The organism is Streptomyces sp. NBC_00287 (genome assembly GCF_036173105.1).
Taxonomy (GTDB): Bacteria; Actinomycetota; Actinomycetes; order Streptomycetales; family Streptomycetaceae; genus Streptomyces.
Window position 1 is genome coordinate 9536050 of the sequence record NZ_CP108053.1, and the last position, 25343, is coordinate 9561392.

Here is a 25343-nt window from a genome sequence, read left to right on the forward strand (position 1 = left end):
GATGAGATGCGCGGCTCCCGGGGCCTTACCCGACCTGGGCGGCGTCGTACGCGACGATCCCCTCTTGCGTGACCTGGAATTCGAAGCGCGCCGGCCGGCCGGGGACCTGCTCGATGCCGTAGACCCCGGGGGCGAGGGCGAGCACCGGCACGCCCGCGCCGTCGACGAGATCTGGGCTGTGCCCTGAGACAGAAAACTTGGTGAAGGTCAGACCACTGCTGTCAATTCTGATCTCGGCCATGTCGCTTCCCTGTCGCTCTGAACATCCGGGAAGACGTCCCGACGACGGAGATGTCCCGACAACTCCGTGTCGCGCCCGAGGAAGGGGGGCACAGAGCCGATGTTTGGGTGTTGCGCCCAGCCGAGGCGGTGACTGCACGCGCCGATCTGCTCATGTCTTCACATTCCAGGATGTCACGGCGACCTCCGGTCGCAACACGGATCAACGCCGCCGAGCGCGGTGCACTCGGCTGTGCGAGCATCGTGTCGGCGACGCGACGTGTGAATCCACCAGGCAAGATTCCTGACGTGCGGCGGGTTATAGGTCGAGAGTGGTCCGTGCCTTGTTGGCGGCGCGCTCGTAGAAGAGGCTGGCTAGCTGCGAAGAACCTCCGCCAACTTGGAAGAAGGCGTAAGACAGGGCAACGCTCTCGCCTAGACCGTATGGAGAACCGGCGCCTCGCTCGCAAGTTGGCGCGGGTTGCCGCCACTCTGAGTGGCGGTAGAGCCGCAATTGCGGGAGGTGCCGGTCATGTTCGAGCGTACGTATGCCGGGCTGGATGTTCACGCCCGTTCCGTCGTCGGGGCCGCGATCGATGGAGTATCCGGGGAGATCCGGTCGCTGCGGCTGGCGCCGGAAACGGACGCGGTGGTGGCCTGGGCGGCGTCGCTGCCGGGTCCGGTGGCGGCAGCGTATGAGGCCGGGCCGACCGGGTTCGGCCTGGCCAGGGCGTTGCTGGCGGCGGGCGTGCGGTGCGTGGTGGTCGCACCGTCGAAGGTCGAACGGCCGCCGGGTGACCGGGTCAAGACCGACCGGAGGGATGCCGAGCGGCTGGCGAGGCTGCTGCGGATCGGGGAACTCCCGGCCGTGCGGGTGCCCACCGAGGCGGAGGAAGCCGCGCGGGATCTTGTGCGGGCCCGCGAGGACGTGCGCGGAGATCTGATGCGGGCCCGCCACCGGCTCTCCAAGTTACTGCTGCGCCACGGCCTGGTGTGGCAGGGCTCGGCCTGGACGCAGGAGCACGAGTGCTGGCTGCGCTCGCTCTCCTTCGACCGGCTCGGCGTGCAGCTGGCTTTCGACGAAGCCTTCGACGCCGTGCTGAACACGCATGCCCGCCGCGGGCGGCTGGACGGGGCCATCGAGCAGATGGCCGCCGTCTCGCCGTTTGCGCCGGTGGTGGGGCGGCTGGGGTGCCTGCGCGGCGTCAGCACACTGACCGCCTTCGGTCTGGCCGTCGAGGTCGGCGACTGGCACCGGTTCACCGGCGCCACCATCGGCTCCTATCTGGGACTGGTGCCCTCGGAAGCCTCCAGCGGCCAGCGCCGGGCGCAGGGCCCGATCACCAAGACCGGCAACAGCCACGCCCGCCGGCTGCTGGTGGAGGCGTCCTGGCACCACCGCAAGCGGTACCGTCTGGGCCGCGAGCTGATGCGCCGCCAGGCCGGTCAGCCGCCCGCCGTCCGGGACCGGGCCGAGCGCGGCAACCGGCGCCTTAACCAGCGGTGGAAGCGATTCGACGCCCGCGACAAGCGGCCCACCATCGCCGCCGTGGCCGTCGCCCGCGAACTGGCCGGATGGTGCTGGAGCCTGGCCGTGATGGACGAGCCGTCCTGACCCCATCCGGCCTGCAAGCCGCCGGTGGGAGACCGGCGCTGGACGGGCAGCGCGAGGAGGACCCGCGGCACAGCTATGAGCAGCCCCGCCGGAGATCGGTGCGGCCACGCTCGACCCTAGACCCGCGGAACACTCCCGACGCACAACCGGTCATGCGGTACCCAACCCGCGCATATCAGTCTGACCGCGCGTCGAGCCGACACGCCTCACTACACGCCCTCTCCCACCGGCCCAACAACACGAAGACCAGGCCCGGCACCTGAATGTCGAGCCGGACACCGCACGTCCCTTGACACCCAGGCCCTCCATATCAGCTGTTCGATCGCGATGTAGCCGTTGACGAGCACCCCGTGATGCCTAGCGTCCATGCGCACAGCGGACGAGTCCGGACCGCCGAAGCGGATCGGCGTCAGCGAAAACTTGATCGTTTGACCGGCAGATACAAGGCTGATGGCGTCGCAGGATTCCAGAGCATGCTTGGCCTGCGCATAGGCGGCGTCGAGAGCGGAGGGCGGCCCGGCCGTCAGTGCCTCAAACACGGAGGCCTGTCCATCCCGGCTAGCGAATGCAGCCACGGCCTGAGGATGTTCCGAGTAGCTGTCGCCTTTCTCTTCCTCTCCGTTCAGCAGTTGCGCCAAGGGCTTGCAGCCTTCGAATCTGGGGTCTTTTTCTCTATTCTCGGGCCTGGACGGCGAGGGGCTGGCGGTCGGCCGCTGTATGAAGGCTGGTCCCAGCTCGTCGGCTTTCAGCAGAGCCGACTGCAGCTGGTCAGGGTCAGGAAGGCTCACGGTGGGAGCTGGCGAGGCGACTATCTGCGCCGATGCGCCGGCCGACGTCTCCGCCAGCGCAGAAGCCGTGCCATTGCCGGCACTGACCAGGCCCATGATGCACGCGAATGCCGCAACTCTGATCATCCGACCAGTGCGAACGCTTCTCATTGTGCCTCCCGTGACCTTGACGGGGTGGTCAGCGGGCCGGGCGGGGGGCCAGGCCCCGAAGTCAAAGGTAGACCCCGGGATCCCACAGCCGACGCCGAAGGCGACTCACTGTGCGTGGGGGCCAGCTTCGGCATCGATCCGGCAGGTCCGTCCCCCGTGGGTTTGGGGAGCAGCGGCTGGCGGAGTTCCGGTCGGCGGAGGGTTTGGGACCAGAGGGGGCCCACGGTGCGCAGCACGTCAAGCGGTATCGCGCCTCTCGCTGTACGGCCTCATCCGGACGCCGCTGAACTCGGCGTGCGATCTGGCCGGACAGCATGGCGGAACTCCTTCTTCCCGGGACCACGTGGAGGAGGCACTCGGTCGATGATCGAGCGCCGCCCCGCATTTCCGGTCGTCGTCAGTCGGTGGCGGCTACCACCTGTGGGAACGGGTTGCGGATCTTGCAGTAGTACGCCGTCATGTCGGCGCCGCTGTCCCAGTAGCGCGAGGGCAGCGCGTTCACATAACCGTCCACGAGCCGGAACTGCTCGATCGCCATCTCGGACGATGACGTTATAAGACGCTGCTCGAAGCAAGGTGTGGCTGTGCCGCTGGCCAACGGCACAGTCGCCTTGCCCGTCAGGCCAGCCCTCCTCCCGAGGACCTGCTCTTCGAGGACGCCTGATAGCCTCGCTCGTTCACCAACGGGGCTTCACCGCGCTCCCGTACGACCAGTCGGAGCCCCTCGACATCCCGAAGTGCAGGTGCGCTCCGCCGGAATTGCCTGTGCTGCGGACCTTGCCGAGCGGCTGACCGGCGGTGACGCCCTTGTCACCGGCCACGCGCCGCAGCCCTGGTGCGGCAGGGCAGACCGGCCCCGGCGTTCCCTGACCCGGCTGACCGACGTGTTCGGCCGGCAGCACACCATCGAGCGGGCGGGCGGCGCCGACACCGGCTGGGAGCTCTTCGGCCTGACGGACCCCACAGCCCGCGACACGGCCGACCCCTGGTTCTTCCTCGCCCCCGCCCTTCCGCACGTCGTCGAGAGACCACCGATCGAAGCGGTACTGCTCCTGCGCGACGAGATGGCCAACCTCGCCTGGGCCGTGGAGCAGAATGTCCAGGACGACGACACCGGAGAGGTGATCGACCGCTACGACCGGTGGACCGCCGACCGGCCGGCCCCGGTACTGCCGCAACCCGGTGCCGTCCCGCGCTATCGGGTGGACAGCGAGGTGCCGGACCACTGGTACCCACTGGCACCCGTGCGCGTCGGTGAGGGGGCGTCGGTGCGCCTGCAACTCACCCCGCTGGCCCGCCACTCCGCCGATCCGACGGGGGACGGGCGCGCACCCCTGCTGCCCGAGGGCCGCATCTTCGGGCGCATCCGAACCGACGGCCCCGTGTGGGTGTACGAGGAGGAGGTCCCGCGCTCGGGAGCCTTCCTCACCCGCACCCTTCACCGCGCCCGCTGGCACGACGGCACGATCCACACCTGGACCGGCCGACGCAAGACCAACGGCACCGGCGAAGGAGCGAGCGGCCTCCGCTTCGACTTCCTGGAACCTGACCCGCCATGAAACGCGCTCCGAGGAACCCGTTCAAACGTTGGAGTGAACCCCGTGCAGTTCTCCGTCCAAGCGGCCCGTGAGCGTGTCGCCGTCGAAGCGGGAGAAGGTGAGGATCAGCTTCCAGGTCCAGCCGAAGAGGATCGACGCAAGGATGCCGGACGCCCCAGCGGGCGAGAAGTTGAGGGAGACGACCACGGGCTCGGTGGATGCCTTGGCTCCGAAGAAGCCTGCGTAGGCCTGCATGTACTTCGGGAGGAGTGGAGTCGGCCCCTCCTCTGTCAGCACCTTCACTCGCGTAGGCACGATGCCGCCTGCCGCGAGCGCGGCGGCAATCGCGGGAGGCTTCTTGAGCAGATACTCGGAGCCTGCGCCTGTGTCAGAAACTCCCGTCAGGTGCGGCGTTGACGTCGGTGTGGCGGTCAGCAATGTGCCGAACGAGAGGTTGCAGTTGAGCACATGCTCAAAGGTCGCGCCACCACCGGCCGCTTCATCGAACATCGGATTCGAGCCGAGCGACACCGGGAGGCCGAGGAGCGGATCACCCGGGACGCTCTGAAAAGGCAGCTCGACGCCGAACAGAGCCTCGGGTTGGGCCTCAAGTCCCGTGACCTTCGTCGGTACGAAGTCGTCTACGAGAGCGGCCCTCAGCGCGACGGGTGATGCTGTACGGATGATGCGGTCGAACCGGGGTTCGTCGTAGTCGAAGGTCCACCCTGTCGAGGCCGGAAGGCGGAGGTCTCCGTAGGGGTCGCTCCGTGAACTGTCGGGCGGGTCGGCGTTGGTCGCCAGACGGCACTGGAATGATCCCTGGAAGTGCAGTTTGATCTGCTTGAAGGCCATGGGGGTTCCTCTTTTGCACAGACCTCTCTTCCTTCCACGTTAGGCAAGCCCGTCCTGCTGTGCAGCTCGGGCCCGGCGTGGAATTCCCGGGTGTGGGCCGATGGGCCGAGGAGTAGTGTTGAAGTGCGGACCGCGTGGGTTTGTCACCCTCAACGCCGTGGTTTCCGGTCCGCAGTTCTCTCGGGGAGAAGGAAAGTTCGGCCATGGCCGACTTCACACCCGTCCAGTACGGAGCGGCGTGGAACAGCGCCGCTGCGATCCCGGGCACGGAATGCGGATTTCACGCGGTACCTGCCATCAAGAACGTGGCGGTCGGTTTCGCCGACCGGATACAGAAGACCGGACACTCGGAGTCCTTCCGCTGGGGCAATGCCAACGCCTGGGCCACCGATTTCGAGCACCCTGAACGCAACTCGACCGGGATGTCGCTCCACTTCGTCGACGATGTGCACCTGATGTATTTCGCGGGGCACGGGGCGGAGGAGCTGGCCGCGTCGTTCGCCTCCGACCACTTCGGCTGCCGCGCGTTCTACAAGAACATGCGGCTCGGTGTGAAGAAGCTGCGCTGGCTGGTGCTCGATGTCTGCGACGCCGTGACGTTCCCGGTCCCGGACAGTGTGGTGCGTGTCTGGTCCGCGCCGCTGAGCGGCGACTCCAGCCACCCGCAACAGGCCCTCAGCGTCCTGTGCACCTTTGTCAAGCAGAGCTTCGCCGGGCTCAACACCGAACGCGGCGATGACTTCGCTGTCGCCGTCTCCAGGGGAACACCGGTGGGCACGGCATGGCTGGACTCGGCCTTCGCCCGCTCCGGCTCGCAGACCAACACGCCTGTCGTCATAGCCTGCGGCCTGGATGCGAACGACGCCATGTTCAGGCGAGACCGCAGGACATTGGCGGACCGTGACGTCGGTCCGGTGCCTGCGCGGTTCCTGTCAATGAAGTGGCGCAGCTAGCGCAGCCCGGAGAGGATCGGAGGCCTGCCGATGCTGGACTACGCGGCACTGCTGGAGTTCTGGCTGTCCTTCGGGGCCCCGGCGAACATCTACGAGGTGGACTCGAGCGTCGAACCGCTGGACGACATCGTGGAGTTGGCTCAGCTGGCCGGGATGTCCGGAGCCGATCCATCGGCCTGGAACGAGTTCGGCCCGCTGCTCGAGATCGAACAGGAGCCGTACCTCTGTACGGTCTTCAGGCCTTCCCGGGCCGTTCGACTGGTGGACACCGGACGCTGGCAGGTGGACGACGGAACGGCGCACCTGGATCTGACGGACTCGGAGGCGACCTTCGCCGCAGTCCAGGAGGCCGGCTTCCTGCGGCTGCTCGACGAGGACCAGTTCGCACTCTCCCGGGTGACCCGGTTGAACGTGGCCACCGCCGAACGCGGCCAACCGGCCGGCGACGAGCGGGTCATCGACGTCGGCGTGGTCCTCACCCGGCAACGCGACGGCCTGAGTTTCCTCGGCCAGGGCGGGAACGTCGTCATGTACCTGGGACCGGACCTACGGCCTACCGGCTTCGAGCGGACGGCCCGCCGGATCGCCGGTGTCCGTGAGGCGGTGAGCGGCTGGCGCGGCCTGGACGAGGTGCTGGCAGAGCTCGATGCGTACTGGGGGCCGTGGTTCGGCGGGACCTACACCATCGAGGATGTTCAGCTCGGCTACCTGGAGCTGGGTCGGCTGGAGGAGCAGGAGATCATCCAGCCGGTGTACGCGATCGACCTGAATCTGGCGGGAGGAGGGGGCAGCGATGACGCGGTGCCGGAGTCGGAATTCCTGGTGCAGCACCTCACACCCGCCGCCCAGAACGGATTCGGCCCGCTGATGCCGAGCCTGGAGCCCGCGGAGGAGGCGACGCGTCAGGAGTGACCGGAGCCCAGTGCCGCGGCCCTGAGGCGTCGGCGACACCCGTCCCCGAAACAGCGTGCAGGAGCGATGCGATGGACCTGCTGCCCGTCGAGATCAAGGTGAACGTCGAGGGCGACGTGGGCGCGGCACTGTCGGCCCTCGGCGGGTCGCGCGGCGCCATGACGACGCGTCGCATCTGGTTCGCGGAGGACCGGGACGGCGTCGCCGAGGGGCGGGTGCCGTTGCTGGACGGCGGCGTGATCGTACGGTTCAGGATCCATGGAGATCAGGACGACCTGACCGCCAAACTGCGTCCGTCCACCCGAGAACAACTGGTCGGCCGGTTCTCCGGCCCGTTCGATGTGCAGCCCGTCACCTACAAGATCGAGGAGGACTGGTCGCCGAGCGGCCGTGTGCTGGCGGCCTCTCTGGTGCGCAGTCACCCGCCCGGGGCTCTTGCGGACGCGGTGGAGCCCGGGGCCGATCCCGCCGCGTCGATGGACGCGGTCCAGGAGCAGTTCCTGCATGCCTGCGCACCCGCCGTCCCGCTCGACGGGCTGGTCGCGTTGGGGCCGATCTTCTCGATGAAGGTCGACGACGTTCGACTCGACGACCTGGACGTCAACCTGGAGGCGTGGTCGGCCGCCGGTCTGGACTTCCTGGAGGCCTCGATCCGGGTCAAGCCCAAGGAGGAGGACGACCAGGAGGAGTTCATCGCGCGGGCCGAGCGCATGCAGCGAGAGCTCGAGGACGCGGTGCGGGAGCGCGGAGTGGTGCTCTCCGCGCACCCGGAGAGCAAGACCCGCCGCGTTCTCACAGCCTTGTCAGAGGCTGGAAGGGGCTGAGCCGATGGCAGTGCACTTCGACATCAATGTGATCACCGTCGCTGAGGATACGTTCACACCCGCCGAGTTGAAGCAGGTCAACGACTCGGTGGACATCATGAGGACGGTCTTCGCCACGCATGGTCCGGTGATCGCCACGGTCCACCGCTTCAAGATCGACCTGAGTGTCGCCGGGGCGAACGCCGTCATCAGAGGTGCGGCCGACGCGATAGCGCTGGCCGACCGGTTCGCCGTACGCGGCAACGAGGCTCTCGACGTGTTCGTCGTGAAAAGTGTGCTCCACCCCACGGATGTCGGCTACTCGCCCGCACCCGGAAAGTGCGGGAAGAACAAGGCCAAGGGCCGGCTGAGAGCGCCGGTCGTGTCCCTGGACGGCAGCACGGCGGACAGCGGCAACACCTTCGCCCACGAGGTCGGTCACTTCCTGGGGCTGCCTCACTGCGAGAGGGACGAATCGCTGTGCGGGCCCGCGAACTTCATGCGGGCGCAGTCGGGCACCAACACGGGGGTCACACCCGCTCAGGCGGTCAAGATGATCACCCATTGCCAGGTCGTCCTGTAGGCCGGACCCACTGTCCCGAGACGGTTGCGAGAGAGGCGCGGAGCCCATGACCGACCGCATCGACCAACTGCTCGCCTCCAAGGACGGGGTGGACCCCTCGCTCCTGGCGGCACTCGACGCCGACGACCTCGCCGACGCCCTCGGCCGCGCACTCACCAGGGAAGACGCACACCGGGTCCGTGCCCTGGGCATCCTCGCCCTGATCGACCCGAGCCCGCTGGGGCCGTTGGCCCAGGCTGTCGGCCAGGTGCTGGCGGAGCCCGAGCCCGACCCGTTCACAGTCGCCGCGGCGCTCGACCGGGCCGCGGTGATGGGCCGGGACGCCGTTCCGCTCGCCCAGGCCGCGGCGCTCTCCGGTGAACCGGTCGTCGCGCTTGCGGCGTGGCGCACCCTGCAGCAGGTCGCCACCTCCGAGTTCCTGGACACCCTGACCCAGATGGCGCCCCCGGCCGGGGACATGGTCGGTGACCAGGCCGCTTTCGCGCTGTCGGTCATCGCCTATCGGGCGGGCCTGCCGGGCTTTGAACTCACCCCCGCGGACGATACGCGCATCGTGGCGATCCCGGCCGACGAGGAGCAAGTGTTCGTCATCAACAACCCTGCGCCGACGGAGGAGGACGTGGCGCTGCTGAGCCGCCTGTCGGCCGGTGAGCTGTACCTGGTACGGCCCGAACGGGAGGGGATGCGTGCCATCGAGTGCGGGGACGAACGGATGCTGCTCTGCATCGACTCCGACATCCAGATGGGCATGCCGGACACGTTCGTGCGAGGGCCGTCGCTGGCTGGGCTGATCACTGCGCTCGCCCCGCTCGGCACGGACTACTCCGTGCGCTACCTGGTCCTCACCTGGCCCGACGGTACCGGTGGATTCCACGTCATGCTCTGCCAACCGGACGGCGTCCAGGCGTACTACGGCCATGCCGACAGCGACGAGATCTCCGACGGGACCGCCACCTTCGGTCTCTTCACCGTCGACCGGCCCGGGGCCTGCCCGATCTCCCTCACGCCGAGCGTGAGCGCGAGCGGAGTCGTCCTCGGCGGAGACCGCCTGTCGATGACCGAGACGGTGACGGACCGGCTGGAGCCCGAAGCCGCAGAGTGAGCCACCCGGACCGAAACCGAAAGGCGCGCCCGCGTGGGCGTGCCGGCCGTCTGTTCGTGCGTCTGCGAGCCGTCCGTTCGTGTCGTGCGTACTGGAGGGCTATCCCAGCGTCACCACGTCGACGAACACCGTCCGTTGACGCAGCTCGGTGGAAAGGCTGGCGTCGTCGCCGACGACGGCGGGCACGATGTCCGGTGCGGCCTGGGCGGTCATCTCGGTGGCGGCGCGGTCGGCGTGTCCGCGCGGATCGCGGTGAGTTTGTCCGCGGCCCAGGTCTCGGCCTTGCGGCTGCCGGGCGGGTGGAAGGCGTGCGCGGCCGTCCGGCAGTACTCCGCGACGTGGACGAAGTCGAGCAGGACGTTAAGGGGTCCTACTGACCTTTCCGTTCAGTTGTCGCGTTGAGCGAGAGGCCAGTTTCCGTGAGGCACCCCTCGATGAGGTCGGTGCGTAGTTGGATGCGGCGCAGGCCAAAGGCGGACGGCTTGGACGAGGTGGTCGCGGTCGCGGAAGACGACGTTGGCGGTCGTGGTGCGCCGGAGCAACGACCAGATGCCCTCGACCGGATTGAGGTCGGGCGCGTAGCTGGGCAACTGCACGATGGTGAGCCAGTCATGCTCTGGCGCGTACTCGCGTAATCGACTGCAGCGATGAACATTCAAATTGTCCCAGATCACCACGATGGGACCGCCGAGCTGGAGGTGAGCCCGCACGAGAAGGTCACGGTAGTCCTGCCAGGTGAAGCCGCGGTGGGCACCTCGGTGATGGCCCTGGACGCGCGGACGGTAGATCAGACGGCTGCGTTCGCCGGCCTTGAAACACACCAGCGCGGCCATCGAGATGCGCCCGCGGGAAGCGCCGTTGAACCGAACCACGGGCGTGCCGCCTGCGGGTGCCCAGGTGCGTGCCGGTGCGACGTCATCGAGACGGCGGCCTTGTCCTCGAAGACCAGCCATGCCCCGAGCGTCGCCGCGGTGGCTTTGCCCGGGGCCAGGTCTCCTTCACCCAGCCGACCACCGCCGCCTCGTCCCGTTCGACTGCCCGCCGGGCAGGCTGCTGACACGACCAGCCGTGCCGCCGTAGCAACACCCACACTCCGCGGATCGACAACGACACTCCCAACTGATCTGCAATCAGCAGCCGGACCCGCGCAAGCGTCCACCGCTCATCCGCCCAGCCCTGAGCCATCGCGCCTTCCAGCAACAGGGGCTCGAGGACAGCGAAATCACTGTCGCCGACCTTCGGCCGCTTGGCCGGGCCCGAGGGACGCAGGGCCTGTCGCCCTCCCTCGCGCCAGGACCGGCGCCACCGTTCCACCGACCGGACACTGACCCGCAGCTCTTTCGCGATCACCGTGTTCTTCTCACCCCGCGCAAACCCATCGGCGGCCAGCATGCGCACCCGATCCCGCGCGGCCTGGCCCTGCGGCGTGAGACCACCGCCCTGCGCATACCTCATGGCCACGAACTACCGCAGGGATCGAGCGCTGTCACCCCCGACAACTGAACGGAAAGGTCAGTAACATTGAGCTGTTCGACGACTTGTTGAGGGCGTGCAGGCAGCGCGCGAGTGAGGCGCTTGATCATGCTCTGCATGACGGCATGTGGATTGACCAGCTGAGCTGTGGCCCTGTGCGTCACACGGGGCGCATGCGGCCAGTCCTGCCAGAGGGTGTGACCCCCGACGAAATCAGCGGAGCATTTGATGCACTCGACGCTGCCACAAAGCTGATACGACAGCGGGTGATCGCCGGGCGGCCTCTGGGCCGGAGAGACCGAGCTTTGATCCGGAACGCTCTGGATGAAGTGCGAGCTGCGCGTGGTCGGACATCGTCGCTCCTGCTGGATCGCATTGCCACGCTTACCGGGGATCGCTTCCGAGTCGTGTAATCCGGATGCGTGAGTCCGCGAACACCCAGGCGCAGGTGGTGGTCAATGACCACCCAGGTCAGCGACGTCTCCGTTGTCATGAAGGGCTCAGGCACAGCTTCTCAACTTGTCTTTTAACCTCTGACCTCGAACGTCGCGTCGTACGCACTCACCCATCTGGGGATTCGCTGGGCAGGCGGACGGCCTTCGCATGACCATGCGTTCCGCCACGGAATCACGTTCATACGAAGGCCGCAGAGGTGAGTGTGCTGGACCACGATGCCCGGCGGGACGCGTTCGACTTCACGTCACGCTTCCGGGAGGACCTATTCGACTGCCTGACCGCGCGCAGGGATGAACTGTTCGACCTCACCGACGCGTTGCTGTGTGCGGACGGGCCCGTGACGGCGCCGGTGGACCTGACGCTGGTGGCCGAGCACCGGCGCGGACACGGTGCCATGTACGACGCGCTGAACAGCGGAAACGTGGATGTTCCGAGGCTACGACAGGTACTGGCCGGCCTGCCCATGCCGCAGGCCGCCGACGGGCGCCTGGTCCTCGCCGTCGACGTCAGCAACTGGCTCCGCCCAGACGCACCGACCAGTGCGGACCGCCTCTTCTGCCACGTCTACGGTCGCGGCGGCCGGTCCTCCGACCAGTTCGTGCCCGGCTGGCCGTACTCGTTCGTCGCCGCACTCGAATCGGGCCGCGCGTCCTGGTGCCAACTGCTGGACGCCGTCCGTCTCGGTCCAGCCGACGACGTCGCCGAGATCACCGCCATCCAGGTCCGCCGGGTGGTCACGGACCTGATCGAGATGGGCCGCTGGCACCTCGGCGACCGCGACATCCTCATCGTCTTCGACGCCGGCTACGACGCCCCGCGCATGGCCCACCTCCTTGACGGACTCCCTATCGAGGTTCTCGGGCGGATGCGCTCCGACCGCGTCATGCGACGGCCGACGCCCTCGCTCAAGGAGTACGCCCTGGCCTACCCCCGGGGCGGGCGGCCGCCGAGACACGGTAAGGAGTTCCGCTTTGCCAAGCCGGAGACCTGGGGCGAGCCGGACGCAGCCACGGTGCAGGTCACCGACCGGTACGGCACCGCCCGTGCGATGGCCTGGGACCGCATTCACCCGAGGCTGACCACCCGTTCCGCGTGGATCGACCACAGCGGTGAACTCCCCATCATCGAGGGCACGTTGATCCGCCTCCAGGTCGACCGCCTTCCCGGCGGCCACGACCCACTGCCGCTCTGGCTGTGGTCCTCTGCCACGGGGCTGAGCGGCAAGGACGTCGACGTCCGCTGGCAGGCGTTCCTGCGCAGGTTCGACCTGGAACACACCTTCCGGCTGATGAAGCAGACCCTCGGCTGGACCCGACCAAAGCTACGCACTCCCGAGGCCGGCGACCGCTGGACCTGGATCGTCATCGCCGCCCACACCCAGCTCCGGCTCACCCGCGAAGCCGCAGCGGACCTCCGCCGCCCCTGGGAGAAGCCGGCCGAGCCCGCACGGCTCACCCCGGCCCGAGTCCGCCGAGGGTTTCGGAACCTCCGCCCGCACCTGCACTGTCCGGCCCGTGGGCCGAAACCCTCAACACCCGGACCAGGAAGGCCACTTGGCTCCAAGAACCGCCACCCCGCGACCCGCTATGACGTCGGGAAAACGACCAGGCGACCCGAGAGCATCATCGAACGCGACAGCCGCAGAGGTTAAAAGACAAGCTCAACGGCAAACAGCCATCAGCCACACCCGGTCCTCCCGGACCGGCCAACATTCTTAAGGAACAGTCATGCCGGGCCCGGAGGCCAGCGGCCCTCTTGCAGGACCGCGAAGAAGATAACGGGGGGTACGGTTCCCCGTGGGTGCTGAGAACGGAGACCAGCATGCCCTCACTGGACGGCTGACCGCCGACGAGCCGAGCGGGTCGGAGACGGGCGTAACCGCCGCTCAGTCGAACTCGCGCAGTGCAGCGACCAGCTGGTCTCCCTCGCTGGCGCCACGGCGCAGCAGAACCGCTGCTGTCGTATGCAACTCGTTCCATGAGTGCGGGCGCCCGATGGCCGCCGCATCAGACACGCTTGCCGCGGCCACCGTGAGGGCCTGCGCAGGTTCACCTGCCCCGGCAAGTGCATGCGCGAGGCAGGCGCGATACCACGTCTTGTCCCGCCGGTACTCGTCCGGCAGCGCGTCCAGGCCGACCGTGAGATGGTCGACTGCCGTACGCCAGTTCCGTAGATGTAGTGCGGCCATGCCCCGTTGCAGGGTGAACCAGGTCTCGCCGTAGAAGTACATCCACGGCGGCTCGTCCTCCGGGTGCTCGGATGCTCGACAGATCAGGTCCTGCGCGTCGTCCAGGAGCCGTTCGGCGTCGTCAGCATCGCCATTGAGCGCATGCCCGCGGGCGGCCATCTGGGCGGCCATACCCTGCACGCCGAGAGACGTGCCCGGGGCCGACCAGCGCGCCGCCTCAGCGAGCCGCACGCAGCGCGTTCCGCGCCCGCCAGACCAGGCCATGTGCGCCTTCATGCTGAGCGTCGTGGCGGCCATGTTCGCGTCTCCGGCCTCCAGCGCCCATTCGTGGCTGCGGTCGTACCAGGCCAGCGCGGCGGCCGGCTGTCCCTGGTCCTGCGCCATCCATGCCAGGAACTGCGCATGTTCGGAGGCGAGGCGCACCACGCGGTCGACGAGGGGGCCGCGGGCGCCTGCGTACAGGTCGACGACGGTCCGCAGCTGCTGGCGCATCACGTCAACGAGGGGCCGCGATCCGATCTCGTCCTCGGCTCGTCGGTGCTCAGCCAGGAGCCGGTCAAGCCAATCCAGGGTGGCGGCATCCACCCGGTGCCCGGTGCTGACGACGCTGGTCACACGGGCCAGAAGATCCTCGTCGGGTCCCGGACCGGCCAGCGCGAGCGCTGGGACCGGCGCCGGGGCCGGCCGCTCCGCTTCGGACCGAAGGCGGGCGGGGATCTCCAGGCCGGACAGGATCCGCTGCTGCACGTCGGCAGAGGTCACGCGGCGTCGGCCGCGTTCGATGTCTGACACGTCCGATTGGACCAGGCCAACGCGTTCACCGAGCCTTGTCTGGCTCAGGCCGGTGAGCCTCCGGTAGGTGCGGAACGCGGCGCCCCAGTCCGCGGCGGCGACTGCCGCGGCGAGCGCGGGATGTGACCAGAGGTCGATGTGGGAGTCCCCCATAACTCCCCAATATAGGGCGGGGCTATAGGGCCATGGGATGGGAACAACAGGCGCCCGGCGCAAGGGTCTTTACCCAAGGACCCCGGCGACCGCGCGAACGGCCCCGGGGCGTGGCCAACGCTGCTGAGGAGCGTCGACATGACGAACAGTACGGCCCGGAGCGGGGCGTTCACACCGCCGAGTCCGCCCTCGACAGGTGAGGTTGAGGCCTGGCTTGCCTCCGCGCACTCCTCGCCCGCCGTGGTGCACCGGGAGTGGAGCAGCGCCGCTAGGCTTGCCCTGATCCCGCTGGGGCGGCTCTTCGAGGCGGTCCGTATCGCCGCCGCCGGCGCTCACCACGTGTTCGCCAGCCATGACCCGTCGGTCGTGAGCCGGCGGCTGGCGCGCCATCTGCAGGGCGGTCCGGTCGTTCACGATCCTGAGGGCGGCCGCTACTACGCCCTGGTCCCGCCCGGCACCGCTGCGAACTGGCGGGCGCCCGCCGCCCAGTGCCTCGGAGAGGGCACGTACCTGGGCGTTCCCCGCCCCGATCTCACGGAGCTGGACGAGGGCACGCTCGCGTCGTACTGGGCGGTGCCGATGATCGGGCCGGGCAAGCTCTGTGATCCGACGGATGTGCTGGCGCTGGTGATGGTCGGCGGCTGCCTGGCCGACGACGACAACGAGGCAGCGTCATGAAGGCCACCGGGAGTCGTGAGGGTGTGAGCGCGCCGCCGGTGGACGTCGCCACGATGCGCGCGAGAGTGGCCGAGGTGCTTCCGCCCGAGGTGACCCCGACCGACCGCGGCACGCTTCAGACGCTGACTGGCCTGCTGCGCGGCCACTTACAGCTGCTCATCCCGGAGATCGAACAGCTCGCGGCGCTGCTGACCGTCGGCGACGTCCCGCGCTACTGCGCGCAAGCCTGTGTCGGCGAGGCCCGCGGGAAGCTGAACGCTCGCCCTGGTCTGATGTCTTACGACGCTGTCGCGCATGTGCGCAGACTCGGCCGGTCGTTGCTGGCGCTGTGCGACCACTACGAGGCGTTGACCGGTGTCCGGATGTGCCTGGCCTGCGACCGGCCCCTCAGGGAGGGCGAGGCGACACTGCCCTACGGCAAGGCGAGCCCGTCGGCAGGAGCGGTCGTGGCGGGCCGGATCCACGACCACTGCGCCAACACCGTCCGCATCCGCTGACCCGGCCCCCGCCCTGCCCTGGCGTGAAAGGGGTCCCAAGGCGACCCCAGGATCGGGGTCGCACCCCCACAAGCCGCCCGTCCCGCCGGCGTACCCCCGGCAGTCCCTGGCGGGACGGGCCTGCCAACCCCCGCCCCGGTTCCCCCAACCCTGGACAGGTCGAGCGACCGGGGCGGGTCCCCTTCCGGCTCCCCTGACTGGAGGACCGTATGACGACGGCCCTGGCCTCGAAGCCCGCCCATGATGCCGCGGCCAGCATCCGCTCCGTCGAGCTGGAACTCACCAGCTGCTGCCGGCTGGCGTGCTGCCACTGCTGCGCCAGCTCCGGCCCGAAGGCCAGCCCGGACACTTTGTCCGGCCACGACTCCGGGCAGGCCATTGCGGCCATCGCCGGACTCGGTATTCCTGCCGTGCACCCCTCGCCGTCCCGATCTGCGGCGCCGCGCACTTCGACCATGGGGCGCGGTCACTGTCTCGTCGATTTCATGGCAGGCACTTGGGGTGTTACCGAGGGCACAACGAGCTGGTGCACTCTCCCTCTCGCTGAAGGACCTACTGACATGCAACTCGTTGCGGAGACCGCGCCGGTCTGGCACAGGATCCCGCTGGCTCTCCCCGCGGATCGCAGTGCCGCGTTAGAGGTCCTAACAGAAGCTGTTGATCATGTGACCTTCGGCTTGGATGGTCGTTGGTCTGGTCGTGGGAAAGCGACAGTCGCGGCCTTGGATCGTGTCGGATGAACTGTGGTCGCTCATCGAGCCGTTGCTGCCCGAGCCGGGGCCGAAGCTGGTGGAGGGCCGGCCGCGGGTACCGGACCGGCAGGCCTTGTGCGGGATCCTGTTCGTGCTGCACACCGGCATCCAATGGGAGTACCTCCCACAGGAGTTGGGCTTCGGCTCGGGCATGACGTGCTGGCGGCGGCTGGCCGCCTGGAACGAGGCCGGCGTGTGGGACGAACTGCACCTGATACTGCTGAAGAAGCTGCGGGTAGCGAAGAAGCTGGACTGGTCGCGGGCGGTGATCGACTCCTCCCACGTGCGGGCCGCTCGGCGCGGCCCAAAAGCGGCCCCAGCCCGGTCGACCGCGCACGGCCGGGCAGCAAGCACCACGTCCTCACCGACGCCCAGGGCATCCCGCTCGCGGTGTCCCTGACCGGCGGAAACCGCAACGACGTCACGCAGTTGCTGCCCCTGCTGGACAAGGTCCCGGCCGTGGCCGGCGTCGTCGGCCGGCCCCGACGCAGACCCGATGCGCTCCTCGCCGACCGCGGCTACGACCACGACAAGTACCGCCGATTGCTCTGGGCCCGCGGCATCCGTCCGGTCATCGCCGAACGAGGACAGGAACACGGCAGCGGCCTGGGCATGTTCCGCTATGTGGTCGAGCGCACGATCGCCTGGCTGCACGGTTTCCGCCGCCTGCGGATCCGCTGGGAACGACGCGACGACATCCACGAAGCCTTCCTCGGCCTCGCCACCTGCCTCATCACCCACCGCCACGTCCAACGCCTTTGTTAGGACCTCTTAGCCCGCCTCCAGGCCCGAACCTTGCTCACTGTGCTGGGCTGGTCTGGAGACCATTACTGTGCGATCGACGTCCTGCACGTCCTCGTCGACAATGCGGTCGAGCACGGCCACGCGCTCACAGCCGCAGGACAACGGCTGGCCGCCTGTCTCAGCGTCACCGAAGCTCACGAACTGCTCGTCGACGTCACGGACCCCAACCCCACATTCCCTCACTTCGACAAGGCGATCGCCGGCGAACTGGGCCACGGCCTTGGGGAAGTTGCGTGCCAGGGCGTGGCCCTCTCATGGTTTGTCAGCCCTGAGTTCGACGGTAAGACGGTCCGTGCCGTCCTGCGCCCGGGTCCGGTGGCCCAGTGATCGCCCCTGCCGAGGCGCTGCCGCCAGGCAGCGCAGTGATGCAGCACCTGGTCGAGTCCGTCGGCACAGCCTGTTGCCCGGCCGCCGACTTGGCCGACCTCGCCGAAGTGGTCCGCGCTCTGTTGGCTGTTGAGGCCCGCCGCGACACCCGCGTCCGCCTCGGGGGCCATCTCTTCGACGTCGTCATCACCAGTTCCGGCGTCCAGGCCCGCAGTGTTGTGGCCCTGATGGATGAGATCCAGGGCGGATGCGGGCCTGTGATCGAGGATCCCGACAGCGGGTGGCTCTACTGGCTCGTCCCACCCGGTTCCTCCGGCCGGTGGGAGCCGCACACCCACGCCGTGTGCCTCGGTGCACCTCACACGATCACCCTGCCGTCGCTGAACCGGACCGTGCCGCCGGGCCCGTACTGGTTGCGGCCCTCGGCCAGTGACCGGCTCGTGCCAACGGCGCCGCTGCGGGAAGCCGTGGCGCAGCTGCGGCCCGAGCCGCCTCCGCACGCTGCGTTCACGGCCCGGCTTGGCATATTCCCCTGAGACACCGTGCTCGTCGGCGGGTGACTTCTTGGGACGTCGCCGGGCACGGGCTGACCCCTGCGGCTGAGGCGGGCTTCAGCCACCTCAACTGGCAACGAGCGCCTCCACGTTGAAAGGCGCACCGCAACGGTCCCGCTCCACTCCAGAACACGCCTACGACCTGCGGTGTTGCGGACTTCTTCGCAACAGGACACGCGCGCTGCCGGCCGAACTGGAGTCGTTGCGCGAGCTGCACGACAAGGTTGTGACGCAGATGAAGGCCCACAGCGTCGCTCGACAGCCGCGGACGAGGCGCAAGAACGGCTGAGAGGGCAGAGCGGCGGAGCCGTCAGTTCGCGAACGAGCAGCAGCCAAGCGCCGCCGCCGGTAGGGGAGACCGAGGCGCAATTGCTCTGGTCTCGCGAGTGCGAATGTCTGCTGTCGTCTCAGTTGATGTGGTCCGGTGCGGCGTGTGACGGCTGGCTTCCCCCATTGCCATAGCTACAGGACGAAGGGCTCCGGGAGAGGCGCCATTCGGTCACAGCGGGACGGCCGATGGGTGGTGGCTCGGGGCCTGCCAGTCAGCTGGCCGCGGCCGTCCCCAGCTGTTCCCGGTGCGCCCGGGCCGTGGCCATCAGCCGGTCGAGCGTGTCCCTGGTTCGCACGAGGTCGGCGATGTGTGTGGAGAGCCGCTCGCGCTCCAGAGCCATCCGCTCCAGCGCAGAGTCGGAGTTCTCCTCGCTGGGCGCGTCGACGCAGGGCAGGAGTTCGGCGATGGTGCGGCTGGACAGGCCCGCGGCGTACAACCGCTGGATGAACGCGACCCGCTCGACCTCGCCGTCCGTGTAGTGCCGCTGCCCGCTGGGACTGCGGGTGCTGGTGAGCAGCCCCTGCTCCTCGTAGTAACGCACGGACCGGACACTGACTCCGGCCCGTGACGCGAGCTCCCCGATGCGCACAAGGCCCTCCCGGCTGAGTTCTGCGTCACAGACACTTGCCTCTGACGTCAGTGTGAGGTTTTAGCGTAGCCGCCGTGCCCGAGGCGCGGGCACGGCGGACCGCGAAGGAGTCCCGACATGACGACCCTTTTCACCAGCTACCGGCTCGGCGGCCTCACGCTGCCCAACCGGATGGTCATGGCCCCGATGACCCGGGTCCGGGCCGCCGCCGGCGGCCTGGCGACGCCGTCGATGGCGATCTACTACGCCCAGCGGGCCACGGCCGGGCTGATCGTGAGCGAGGGGGTGCAGCCGAGCGCGATCGGGCAGTCCAGCCCGGGTACACCGGGACTGCACACCGACGAGCAGGTCGAGGCATGGCGCCCCGTGACCGCCGCCGTCCACGCCAACGGCGGACGGATCTTCGCCCAGCTCATGCACGGCGGCCGGGTCTCACATTCCGACACCACCGGCCTGCAGCCGGTCGGGCCCTCGGCCGTCCCCGCCGTCGGCGACGTGTTCACCCCGACCGGGCTCCAGCCCGCTCCGATGCCGCGCGCGCTGGACACCGCCGAAGTGCCCGAGCACGCACAGTCTTACGCCCGGGCCGCCCGCCGCGCCGTCGACGCGGGCTTCGACGGCGTGGAACTGCACGGCGCCAACGGCTACCTGATCTCGCAGTTCCTCTCGTCCAACGCCAACCTGCGCACGGACCGCTACGGAGGCCCGATCGCCAACCGGATCAGGTTCGCCGTCGAAGCGGCCGCCGCCACCGTCGAGGCCGTCGGCGGGGCCAGGACCGGCATCCGGCTCTCACCAGGCGGAACGTTCTGGGGAGTCGAGGACACCGACGTCCGCGAGCTCTACACCGCGCTGCTGACCGAACTGGCCCCCCTCGGGCTGGCATACGTGCACCTCGAAGCCACCGCCGACGAAGAGGTGCTCGTCGCCCTGCGCCGGGCGTGGCCGGGCACCCTCGTCATGAACCCCGTGCTTCCGATGGGACCGAAGCAGACCAGCCGGGACGACGCCGACCGCTGGCTCGGCCTGGGCGCCGATCTCATCAGCTTCGGCCGCGCCTTCCTCGCCAACCCCGACCTGGTCGAGCGGCTGCGGGGCGGGCTTCCGATCGCCCCCGTCGACGAGGCCACGTACTACCAGGGCGGTGACGCGGGCTACCTGACCTACTCGGCCCACCAGTACGCGGCTTGACTCCAAGCTGCGGCGAACGAGCAAAACCAGCGCGGGCGGTGGTGCTCAGCCCCGCTCACGAGCACCCCCGCCAGCTGCCCCAGCCCTTTACGCACGAACGTGGAACACGTCGGGCAGCACCGGCACCCAGACGCCCGAGGCGCCACCTGCTACAGCGACACCTCCCTCGAACAACCTGGCGGACCAGATCACCTAAGACGACGAGCGAATCGGACCCGTTCATCCGAGACGAGGACCAGATCGGTAGATACGGGACACCGCCAGCCTGACGCGTCGGCTGGCACCCGCTGTCCTGTGCCATCGATTCCTAATGCCGTTTGTCAAGCCGCGAGAGCGGAGGGCGGTACGACCTTCTAGGTCCGTCCGTCGCGCAGGAGGGCCCAGATGATGTTGACGCGGCGGCGGGCGAGGGCGAGGACCGCCTGGGTATGGCGCTTGCCCTCGGCTCGCTTGCGTTCGTAAAACCGGCGGGATTCCTCGCACCTTCGGCTGCTGAACAACGCGGTGGTGTAGAAGACTCGTTGGAGTCTGCGGTTGTATCGCTGAGGGCGCCGCAGGTTACCGCTGATCTTGCCGGAGTCTCGCGGAGCGGGAGCGACACCGCCGAAGCCGGCGAGCCGGTCGGTAGTGCCGAAGATGGCCATGTCACCGCCGGTGGCGGTCAGGAACTCGGCGCCGAGGATGACGCCCAGGCCGGGCATGCTGGTGATCACTTCGAAGTCGCTGTGCTGGCGAAACCGGGCCTCGATGAGCTTGTCGATCTCGGCGACCTGCCGGTTGAGGGCCATCACCTCCTTCGCCAGAGTGTGCACCAGCTGGGCGGTCAGCTTCTCGCCTGGAAGGCTGGTGTGCTGGCGTTCGGCGGCCTGGAGGGCGGTCTCGACCAGCTGCTCGGCGTTGCGAACGCTGCGGTTGCGCAGCTAGGTCTCCAGGCGCTTGGCGTCGATCCGGCGGAAGGCGGCCGGGGTCTGGTAGCCGGTCAGCAGGGTGAGAGGGCCGGTGTTGGTGAGGTCCAGGGCCCGTTGATCAGGCAGGACGGGGGAGCCGCCGGCACCATCGGGTTGATCATGGCGGCGGGCGGCATGGGCGGGCTGTGCGGGGCGCTGTCGGGCGGCCGGCTGAACCGGCGGCCGGCCATGCGGCAGGTCATGATCTTCGCGCACACGGCATGGGCCCTGGTCATGCCCGCAGCGGTGTTCTTCCGGCAAGCCCCAGCACCTGGGGTTCTTATCTGGATAACGTCGTTTACAGCAGCCACTGTTACGGTCCCCGGCATGTTCTTACCAGGTGCGCATCACCCCCAACGACATGCAGGGGCGGGTCGGCGGTGTCGTCATGCTCCTGGTGTCCGGGGCGAGTTCGCTCGGCGCGCTCGGTACCGGATACCTGCTGGAGGCAGTCGGCAGCCGCGACATTCTCGTGGCGCTGTTGGCGGTGTTGGCGGTGCTGGCCCTGGTGGCGGCCGCCGTCTTCAGCAGGGCCGGAGCGGCCCGGGAGGACCGCGCGGACAGCATCGAACCACTCGACGCTGCGCACACCTCGTCGGGGCGGGCGGTGCTGCCCGGCCCCGGACGTGCCCGCGCCGGCCTCCGTCGTGGACGGGACGCCGGCCGATCCCCTCACCCACGAAGCGCGGAGAACCGATGGATGACGCAGTGCGGCTGGAGTCGCTCACCAAGACCTACGGGTCCGGCGACAGCGCGGTGAGCGCCTTGCGCGAGACCAGCTTGTCCTTCCCCCGCGGCAGTTTCACCGCGATCATGGGGCCCTCGGGGTCCGGCAAGTCGACCCTGTTGCAGTGCGCGGCCGGGCTCGACCGGCCCACCTCGGGCCGGGTCTTCATCGACGGTCAGGACACCTCGGGCCTGAGCGAGACCCGGCTGACCGAACTCCGCCGCGCCTCCACCGGGTTCATCTTCCAGTCCTTCAACCTGCTGCCGTCGCTGACGGCCGAGCAGAACGTGGCGCTGCCGATGCGGCTGGCGGGCCGCAGGCCCCCGCGCGGCGCGGTCCGGCAAGCCCTCGCCCAGGTCGGCCTGGACAAGAAGGCCGGTAGCCGGCCCAGCCAGCTGTCCGGCGGACAGCAGCAGCGGGTGGCCATCGCCCGTGCCCTGGTGTCCCGGCCCGCCGTGCTCTTCGCTGACGAGCCGACCGGCGCCCTCGACCTGTCGACCGGCCGTGAACTCCTGGTCACGCTGCGGGCGTTGGCGGGACCGGGCCGTGGCACCCCCGGCACCACTCCCGGCACCGAGGACCGGGTGACCACCACCATCGTCATGGTCACCCACGACCCGAACGTCGCCGCCTACGCGGACCGCGTGCTGTTCCTCGCCGACGGCAGCCTCGTCGGAGAGCTGCTCCAGCCGACCGCCGAGGACGTCGCCGCCCGCATGACGCACCTGGCGGTGTCGTCGTGATCAGGGTGGCCTTCCAGACCCTGCGGGCGCGCTGGGTCTCCTTCCTCGGCACGGTGGTCGCCCTGGTCCTCGGGGTGGCGCAGGTCGCGGCCATGGGGCTGCTCGTGACGACGGCGTTCGACCTGCCCGACCGGCCGGTTGAGCGCTTCGCCGGCGCCGACACGGTCGTACGCCCGCAGTCGGACGGCTGGGACCCGGCCCACCACGACCTGGGCGTCCGCTCTCCCGAGGCGGCCCGCGGGCTGAGCACCGAACTGCGCGACCAGGTCGCCGCGACCGGCGAGACCGTCGTCGACCGTGCCTTCTACGCACAGCTGCGCGGCGGCCCCGAGGACCAGGTCGGGCACCCGTGGGCGGTGGCCCGCTTCGGCGGCTACCGTCTCACCGACGGCGCCGCGCCGACCTCGGACGGGCAGATCGTCGTCCCCTCCGACCGGGCCCGCACCGGCGACGAGGTGACCGTACTGACGGCGTCCACCGTGCGGACGTACACCGTCAGCGGCACCGTCGCCCCCGTCGGCTACGAGGACGCCGTCTTCTTCTCCGAGGCGGAGGCCGCTCGGCTGTCCCCGCGGATCGACTCGCTGGTGGCGCTCGGCCCCACGGACGCGGTCCGGGACGCTGTCGGGGAGAAGGCCGACGTCCTCACCGGCCAGGACCGGCACAAGGCCGACGCCAGCGAGGCCGAGGACCGCGAGACCCTGGACAACACGATCACGCTGGTGCCGGTGATGGCGAGCGTCGCCGGGACCACCGCCATCTTCGTGGTGGCGTCCACCTTCGCCTTCGCGGTCGTCCAGCGCCGCAGGGAGGTCGCCCTGCTCCGCGCGGTCGGCGCCACCCCCAAGCAGGTGCGGAAGATGGTCCGCAACGAGGCCCTCCTGGTGGGCGGCGTGGCCGCTGCCGTGGGCACCGCCCTCGGCCTGTTCGGGGCGCAGCTCCTCGCCGACATGCTGATCTCCATGGGGGTGTCGCCGGACTGGTTCACCGTCACCCCGTCCCTGCACTGGACCGTGCTCGCGCCGCTCGCCGCCGCCTTCCTGGTCGGGCTGCTGGTGTCGGTCGGCGGTGCGGCCGCCGCGGCCCGCCGAGCCGGCTCCATCCAGCCCGTCGAAGCGCTGCGGGAAGCCGCCGTGGACGACACGGGCGTCACCCCGGGCCGCGCCCTGCTCGGTGTCGTGGCCCTCCTCGGAGGCGTCGGCTGGACCGCCTGGATCGCCACCGGCTCCCCGGTGACGGTGCTCTCGCCCACGGTGTACGTGGTCTCGCTGATGGTGCCGGTGCTGGCGGCGGCCGTGCTCGCCCCGCTGGCCGTGGGCCCGCTGGCCCGGCTTCTGATGTGGCCGTGGCGCCGCGCCGACGGCCCCACCGCGATGCTGGTCCGGGAGAGCGCGCTGACCGCACGCCGCCGGACCGCGGCGACGGCCGCGCCGGTACTGCTCACCGTCGGCCTGGCGTTCTCCCTGCTCGCCGCCACCGACTCGCTGGGCGCCGCCCGGGACAGCGGCCTGCAGAACCGGATCGTCTCCGACTACGCCCTCGCCCCCGACGACACCCCCGGCATCAGCACCGAGGTGATCGAGCGGGTCGCCGAGGTGCCCGGCGTGCAGATCGCCGCGCCGCTGCTGACCACGGTCTACTGGAAGGACGAGGACCGTTACGACGAGAACGACGGCCTGGTGGTCGACCCCGAGGCGCTGAAGCGGACCATGGACCTCAAGGTCGTCGAGGGCTCCCTCGACGGCCTCGACGAGAACAGCATGGCCGTCGCCGACCTGTGGCGCATGGACCTCGGCTCCACGCAGACCGTGCTGATGGCCGACGGCAGCACCCAGAAGCTGAAGGTGGCCGCCGTGTACGAGGCGCTGCGCGGCGAGGACGTGGCCTACCTGCCGTCCCGGTTCACCGACACCGCGCTGTTCGCACGCGACGGCCTGGCCCGCCGCGCGTACATCTCCCTGGACGAGGGCACCGACCAGGAGGCCGCGACCGCCGCCATCCGCAAGGCGGTCGCCGGCAGCGGCGCCACCTTCATGACGCGGGACGAACTGGTCGCCTCCGAGGCCGCCTACGCCCGGCACCTGAACGAGGTCCGGCAGCGCTCCACCGCGGTGATCATCATGTTGTTCTGCTTCATCGCGATCCTCAATACGCTGCTGATGGCCACCGCGGACCGCTGGCGCGATCTGGCGGTGCTGCGGACCGCGGGCGCCACCCCCAGGCAGGTGCTGCGGTTCTTCGTCGCAGAGTCGCTCCTGGTGTCCGCGATCGGTGTGGTGCTGGCGCTGGCCGCCACCGCCGTCAACCTGGCCGGATTGTGGGGAGCCCTGTTCCAGCTCTTCGGCACCACCCCGATCGTCGTGCCGTACGCGGTGGTCACGGGCGTCGCCGTGGTCTCCACCCTGCTGGCGCTCCTCGGCACGGTCCTGCCGGTCGGAGCGGCGCTGCGGGCCCGAGCCGTGCAGCTGATCGGAGCCCGCGAGTAGGACACTCCGGCACGCCTCCGCACCCCCCGCACCACCCCGGACCCACACGGCTCGGTCCCGAATCCCCCGTCGGGACCGGGCCGTGGGCACCCCTCAATCAGGGCCTTTGCCGTGCTCCTATCAAGCCACACCGACCGGTG

The 25343-nt window shown here is 69.4% G+C and carries 23 protein-coding genes and 3 pseudogenes; 17 read left to right on the forward strand and 9 right to left on the reverse strand.

Annotated features, from left to right (window positions below):
* Nucleotides 1–25: 25 nt before the first annotated feature.
* On the reverse strand, nt 26–241 hold the full coding sequence (locus OHT76_RS43460; protein ID WP_328876363.1) for a hypothetical protein: 216 nt from the start codon (nt 239–241) through the stop codon (nt 26–28).
* 510 nt (nt 242–751) lie between these two features.
* Between OHT76_RS43460 and OHT76_RS43465 the strand changes: the two genes are divergently transcribed.
* Complete coding sequence (locus OHT76_RS43465; protein ID WP_328868654.1) at nt 752–1834, forward strand: IS110 family transposase; 1083 nt, start codon at nt 752–754, stop codon at nt 1832–1834.
* Nucleotides 1835–2043: 209 nt separating this feature from the next.
* Here the strand turns inward: OHT76_RS43465 and OHT76_RS43470 are convergent, their stop codons facing one another.
* Both OHT76_RS43470 and OHT76_RS43475 read right to left on the reverse strand, forming a co-directional pair.
* A complete protein-coding gene (locus tag OHT76_RS43470) occupies nt 2044–2748 on the reverse strand; it encodes a hypothetical protein (protein ID WP_328876364.1) in 705 nt (234 codons plus the stop codon).
* A 421-nt stretch (nt 2749–3169) separates the two neighbouring features.
* Entirely contained in the window at nt 3170–3310 is a 141-nt protein-coding gene (locus OHT76_RS43475; RefSeq protein ID WP_328876365.1) for a hypothetical protein, read from the reverse strand.
* A 199-nt stretch (nt 3311–3509) separates the two neighbouring features.
* Between OHT76_RS43475 and OHT76_RS43480 the strand changes: the two genes are divergently transcribed.
* Nucleotides 3510–4331, forward strand: a complete 822-nt coding sequence (locus OHT76_RS43480; RefSeq protein WP_328876366.1) for a hypothetical protein — start codon at nt 3510–3512, stop codon at nt 4329–4331.
* 21 nt (nt 4332–4352) lie between these two features.
* Here the strand turns inward: OHT76_RS43480 and OHT76_RS43485 are convergent, their stop codons facing one another.
* Nucleotides 4353–5162, reverse strand: a complete 810-nt coding sequence (locus tag OHT76_RS43485) for a hypothetical protein (protein WP_328876367.1) — start codon at nt 5160–5162, stop codon at nt 4353–4355.
* Between the two features lie 203 nt (nt 5163–5365).
* Between OHT76_RS43485 and OHT76_RS43490 the strand changes: the two genes are divergently transcribed.
* The 5 genes from OHT76_RS43490 (at nt 5366) to OHT76_RS43510 (ending at nt 9515) form a co-directional block, all read left to right on the forward strand.
* Entirely contained in the window at nt 5366–6115 is a 750-nt protein-coding gene (locus OHT76_RS43490) for a DUF6345 domain-containing protein (protein ID WP_328876368.1), read from the forward strand.
* Nucleotides 6116–6145: 30 nt separating this feature from the next.
* Entirely contained in the window at nt 6146–7027 is an 882-nt protein-coding gene (locus OHT76_RS43495; protein ID WP_328876369.1) for a hypothetical protein, read from the forward strand.
* 71 nt (nt 7028–7098) lie between these two features.
* Entirely contained in the window at nt 7099–7851 is a 753-nt protein-coding gene (locus OHT76_RS43500) for a hypothetical protein (protein ID WP_328876370.1), read from the forward strand.
* Between the two features lie 4 nt (nt 7852–7855).
* Nucleotides 7856–8413, forward strand: coding sequence for a hypothetical protein (locus OHT76_RS43505; protein WP_328876371.1), 558 nt, complete (start codon nt 7856–7858; stop codon nt 8411–8413).
* Between the two features lie 46 nt (nt 8414–8459).
* Nucleotides 8460–9515, forward strand: a complete 1056-nt coding sequence (locus OHT76_RS43510; protein WP_328876372.1) for a hypothetical protein — start codon at nt 8460–8462, stop codon at nt 9513–9515.
* A 177-nt stretch (nt 9516–9692) separates the two neighbouring features.
* On the opposite strand, the pseudogene OHT76_RS43515 reads toward OHT76_RS43510, so the two are convergent.
* Nucleotides 9693–9895, reverse strand: a pseudogene (locus OHT76_RS43515) (ISKra4 family transposase); the annotation flags it as partial.
* Nucleotides 9886–10970 (reverse strand): annotated as a pseudogene (locus tag OHT76_RS44295) (IS630 family transposase). The pseudogenes OHT76_RS43515 and OHT76_RS44295, both read right to left, overlap by 10 nt.
* A 670-nt stretch (nt 10971–11640) precedes the next feature.
* Between OHT76_RS44295 and OHT76_RS43530 the strand changes: the two are divergent.
* Nucleotides 11641–13095: an NF041680 family putative transposase gene (locus OHT76_RS43530; RefSeq protein ID WP_328876374.1), complete on the forward strand. Its 1455-nt coding sequence runs from the start codon at nt 11641–11643 to the stop codon at nt 13093–13095.
* Nucleotides 13096–13329: 234 nt separating this feature from the next.
* Here the strand turns inward: OHT76_RS43530 and OHT76_RS43535 are convergent, their stop codons facing one another.
* The gene (locus tag OHT76_RS43535; RefSeq protein ID WP_328876375.1) at nt 13330–14577 is read right to left on the reverse strand and encodes a helix-turn-helix domain-containing protein; all 1248 of its coding nucleotides are present in this window, start codon (nt 14575–14577) and stop codon (nt 13330–13332) included.
* 138 nt (nt 14578–14715) lie between these two features.
* Here OHT76_RS43535 and OHT76_RS43540 point away from each other — a divergent pair, with 138 nt between their 5' ends.
* From OHT76_RS43540 to OHT76_RS43560, 5 genes are all read left to right on the forward strand, one after another.
* Nucleotides 14716–15255 carry a hypothetical protein gene (locus tag OHT76_RS43540; RefSeq protein WP_328876376.1) on the forward strand — a complete coding sequence of 180 codons (540 nt, stop codon included), beginning with the start codon at nt 14716–14718 and terminating at the stop codon, nt 15253–15255.
* A complete protein-coding gene (locus OHT76_RS43545) occupies nt 15252–15752 on the forward strand; it encodes a DUF6415 family natural product biosynthesis protein (RefSeq protein ID WP_328876377.1) in 501 nt (166 codons plus the stop codon). Before OHT76_RS43540 ends, OHT76_RS43545 begins: the two co-directional genes overlap by 4 nt.
* Before the next feature lie 681 nt (nt 15753–16433).
* Nucleotides 16434–17269, forward strand: a protein-coding gene (locus OHT76_RS43550; protein ID WP_328868630.1) for an IS5 family transposase whose coding sequence is annotated in 2 segments (ribosomal slippage) — nt 16434–16809 and nt 16809–17269 — 837 coding nt in all. Because the reading frame shifts where the segments join, the coding sequence is not laid out codon by codon here.
* Between the two features lie 30 nt (nt 17270–17299).
* Entirely contained in the window at nt 17300–17635 is a 336-nt protein-coding gene (locus OHT76_RS43555; protein WP_328876378.1) for a hypothetical protein, read from the forward strand.
* Nucleotides 17632–18171 carry a hypothetical protein gene (locus tag OHT76_RS43560; protein ID WP_328876379.1) on the forward strand — a complete coding sequence of 180 codons (540 nt, stop codon included), beginning with the start codon at nt 17632–17634 and terminating at the stop codon, nt 18169–18171. Before OHT76_RS43555 ends, OHT76_RS43560 begins: the two co-directional genes overlap by 4 nt.
* Nucleotides 18172–18731: 560 nt before the next feature.
* Here the strand turns inward: OHT76_RS43560 and OHT76_RS43565 are convergent.
* A complete protein-coding gene (locus tag OHT76_RS43565) occupies nt 18732–19109 on the reverse strand; it encodes a MerR family transcriptional regulator (protein WP_328876380.1) in 378 nt (125 codons plus the stop codon).
* A 117-nt stretch (nt 19110–19226) separates the two neighbouring features.
* Between OHT76_RS43565 and OHT76_RS43570 the strand changes: the two genes are divergently transcribed.
* On the forward strand, nt 19227–20300 hold the full coding sequence (locus tag OHT76_RS43570; protein WP_328876381.1) for an alkene reductase: 1074 nt from the start codon (nt 19227–19229) through the stop codon (nt 20298–20300).
* Nucleotides 20301–20653: 353 nt separating this feature from the next.
* Here OHT76_RS43570 and OHT76_RS43575 read toward each other — a convergent pair.
* Nucleotides 20654–21325 (reverse strand): annotated as a pseudogene (locus tag OHT76_RS43575) (transposase); the annotation flags it as partial.
* Between the two features lie 262 nt (nt 21326–21587).
* On the opposite strand from OHT76_RS43575, the gene OHT76_RS43580 reads away from it, so the two are divergent.
* Genes OHT76_RS43580 through OHT76_RS43590 form a run of 3 tightly spaced genes read left to right on the forward strand, consistent with a single transcriptional unit; the run spans nt 21588 to nt 25203 of the window.
* Nucleotides 21588–22007, forward strand: coding sequence for a hypothetical protein (locus OHT76_RS43580; protein ID WP_328876382.1), 420 nt, complete (start codon nt 21588–21590; stop codon nt 22005–22007).
* Entirely contained in the window at nt 21944–22717 is a 774-nt protein-coding gene (locus OHT76_RS43585; RefSeq protein WP_328876383.1) for an ABC transporter ATP-binding protein, read from the forward strand. The genes OHT76_RS43580 and OHT76_RS43585 overlap by 64 nt, the downstream gene beginning before the upstream one ends.
* A complete protein-coding gene (locus tag OHT76_RS43590; RefSeq protein WP_328876384.1) occupies nt 22714–25203 on the forward strand; it encodes an ABC transporter permease in 2490 nt (829 codons plus the stop codon). Before OHT76_RS43585 ends, OHT76_RS43590 begins: the two co-directional genes overlap by 4 nt.
* Nucleotides 25204–25343: the final 140 nt, after the last annotated feature.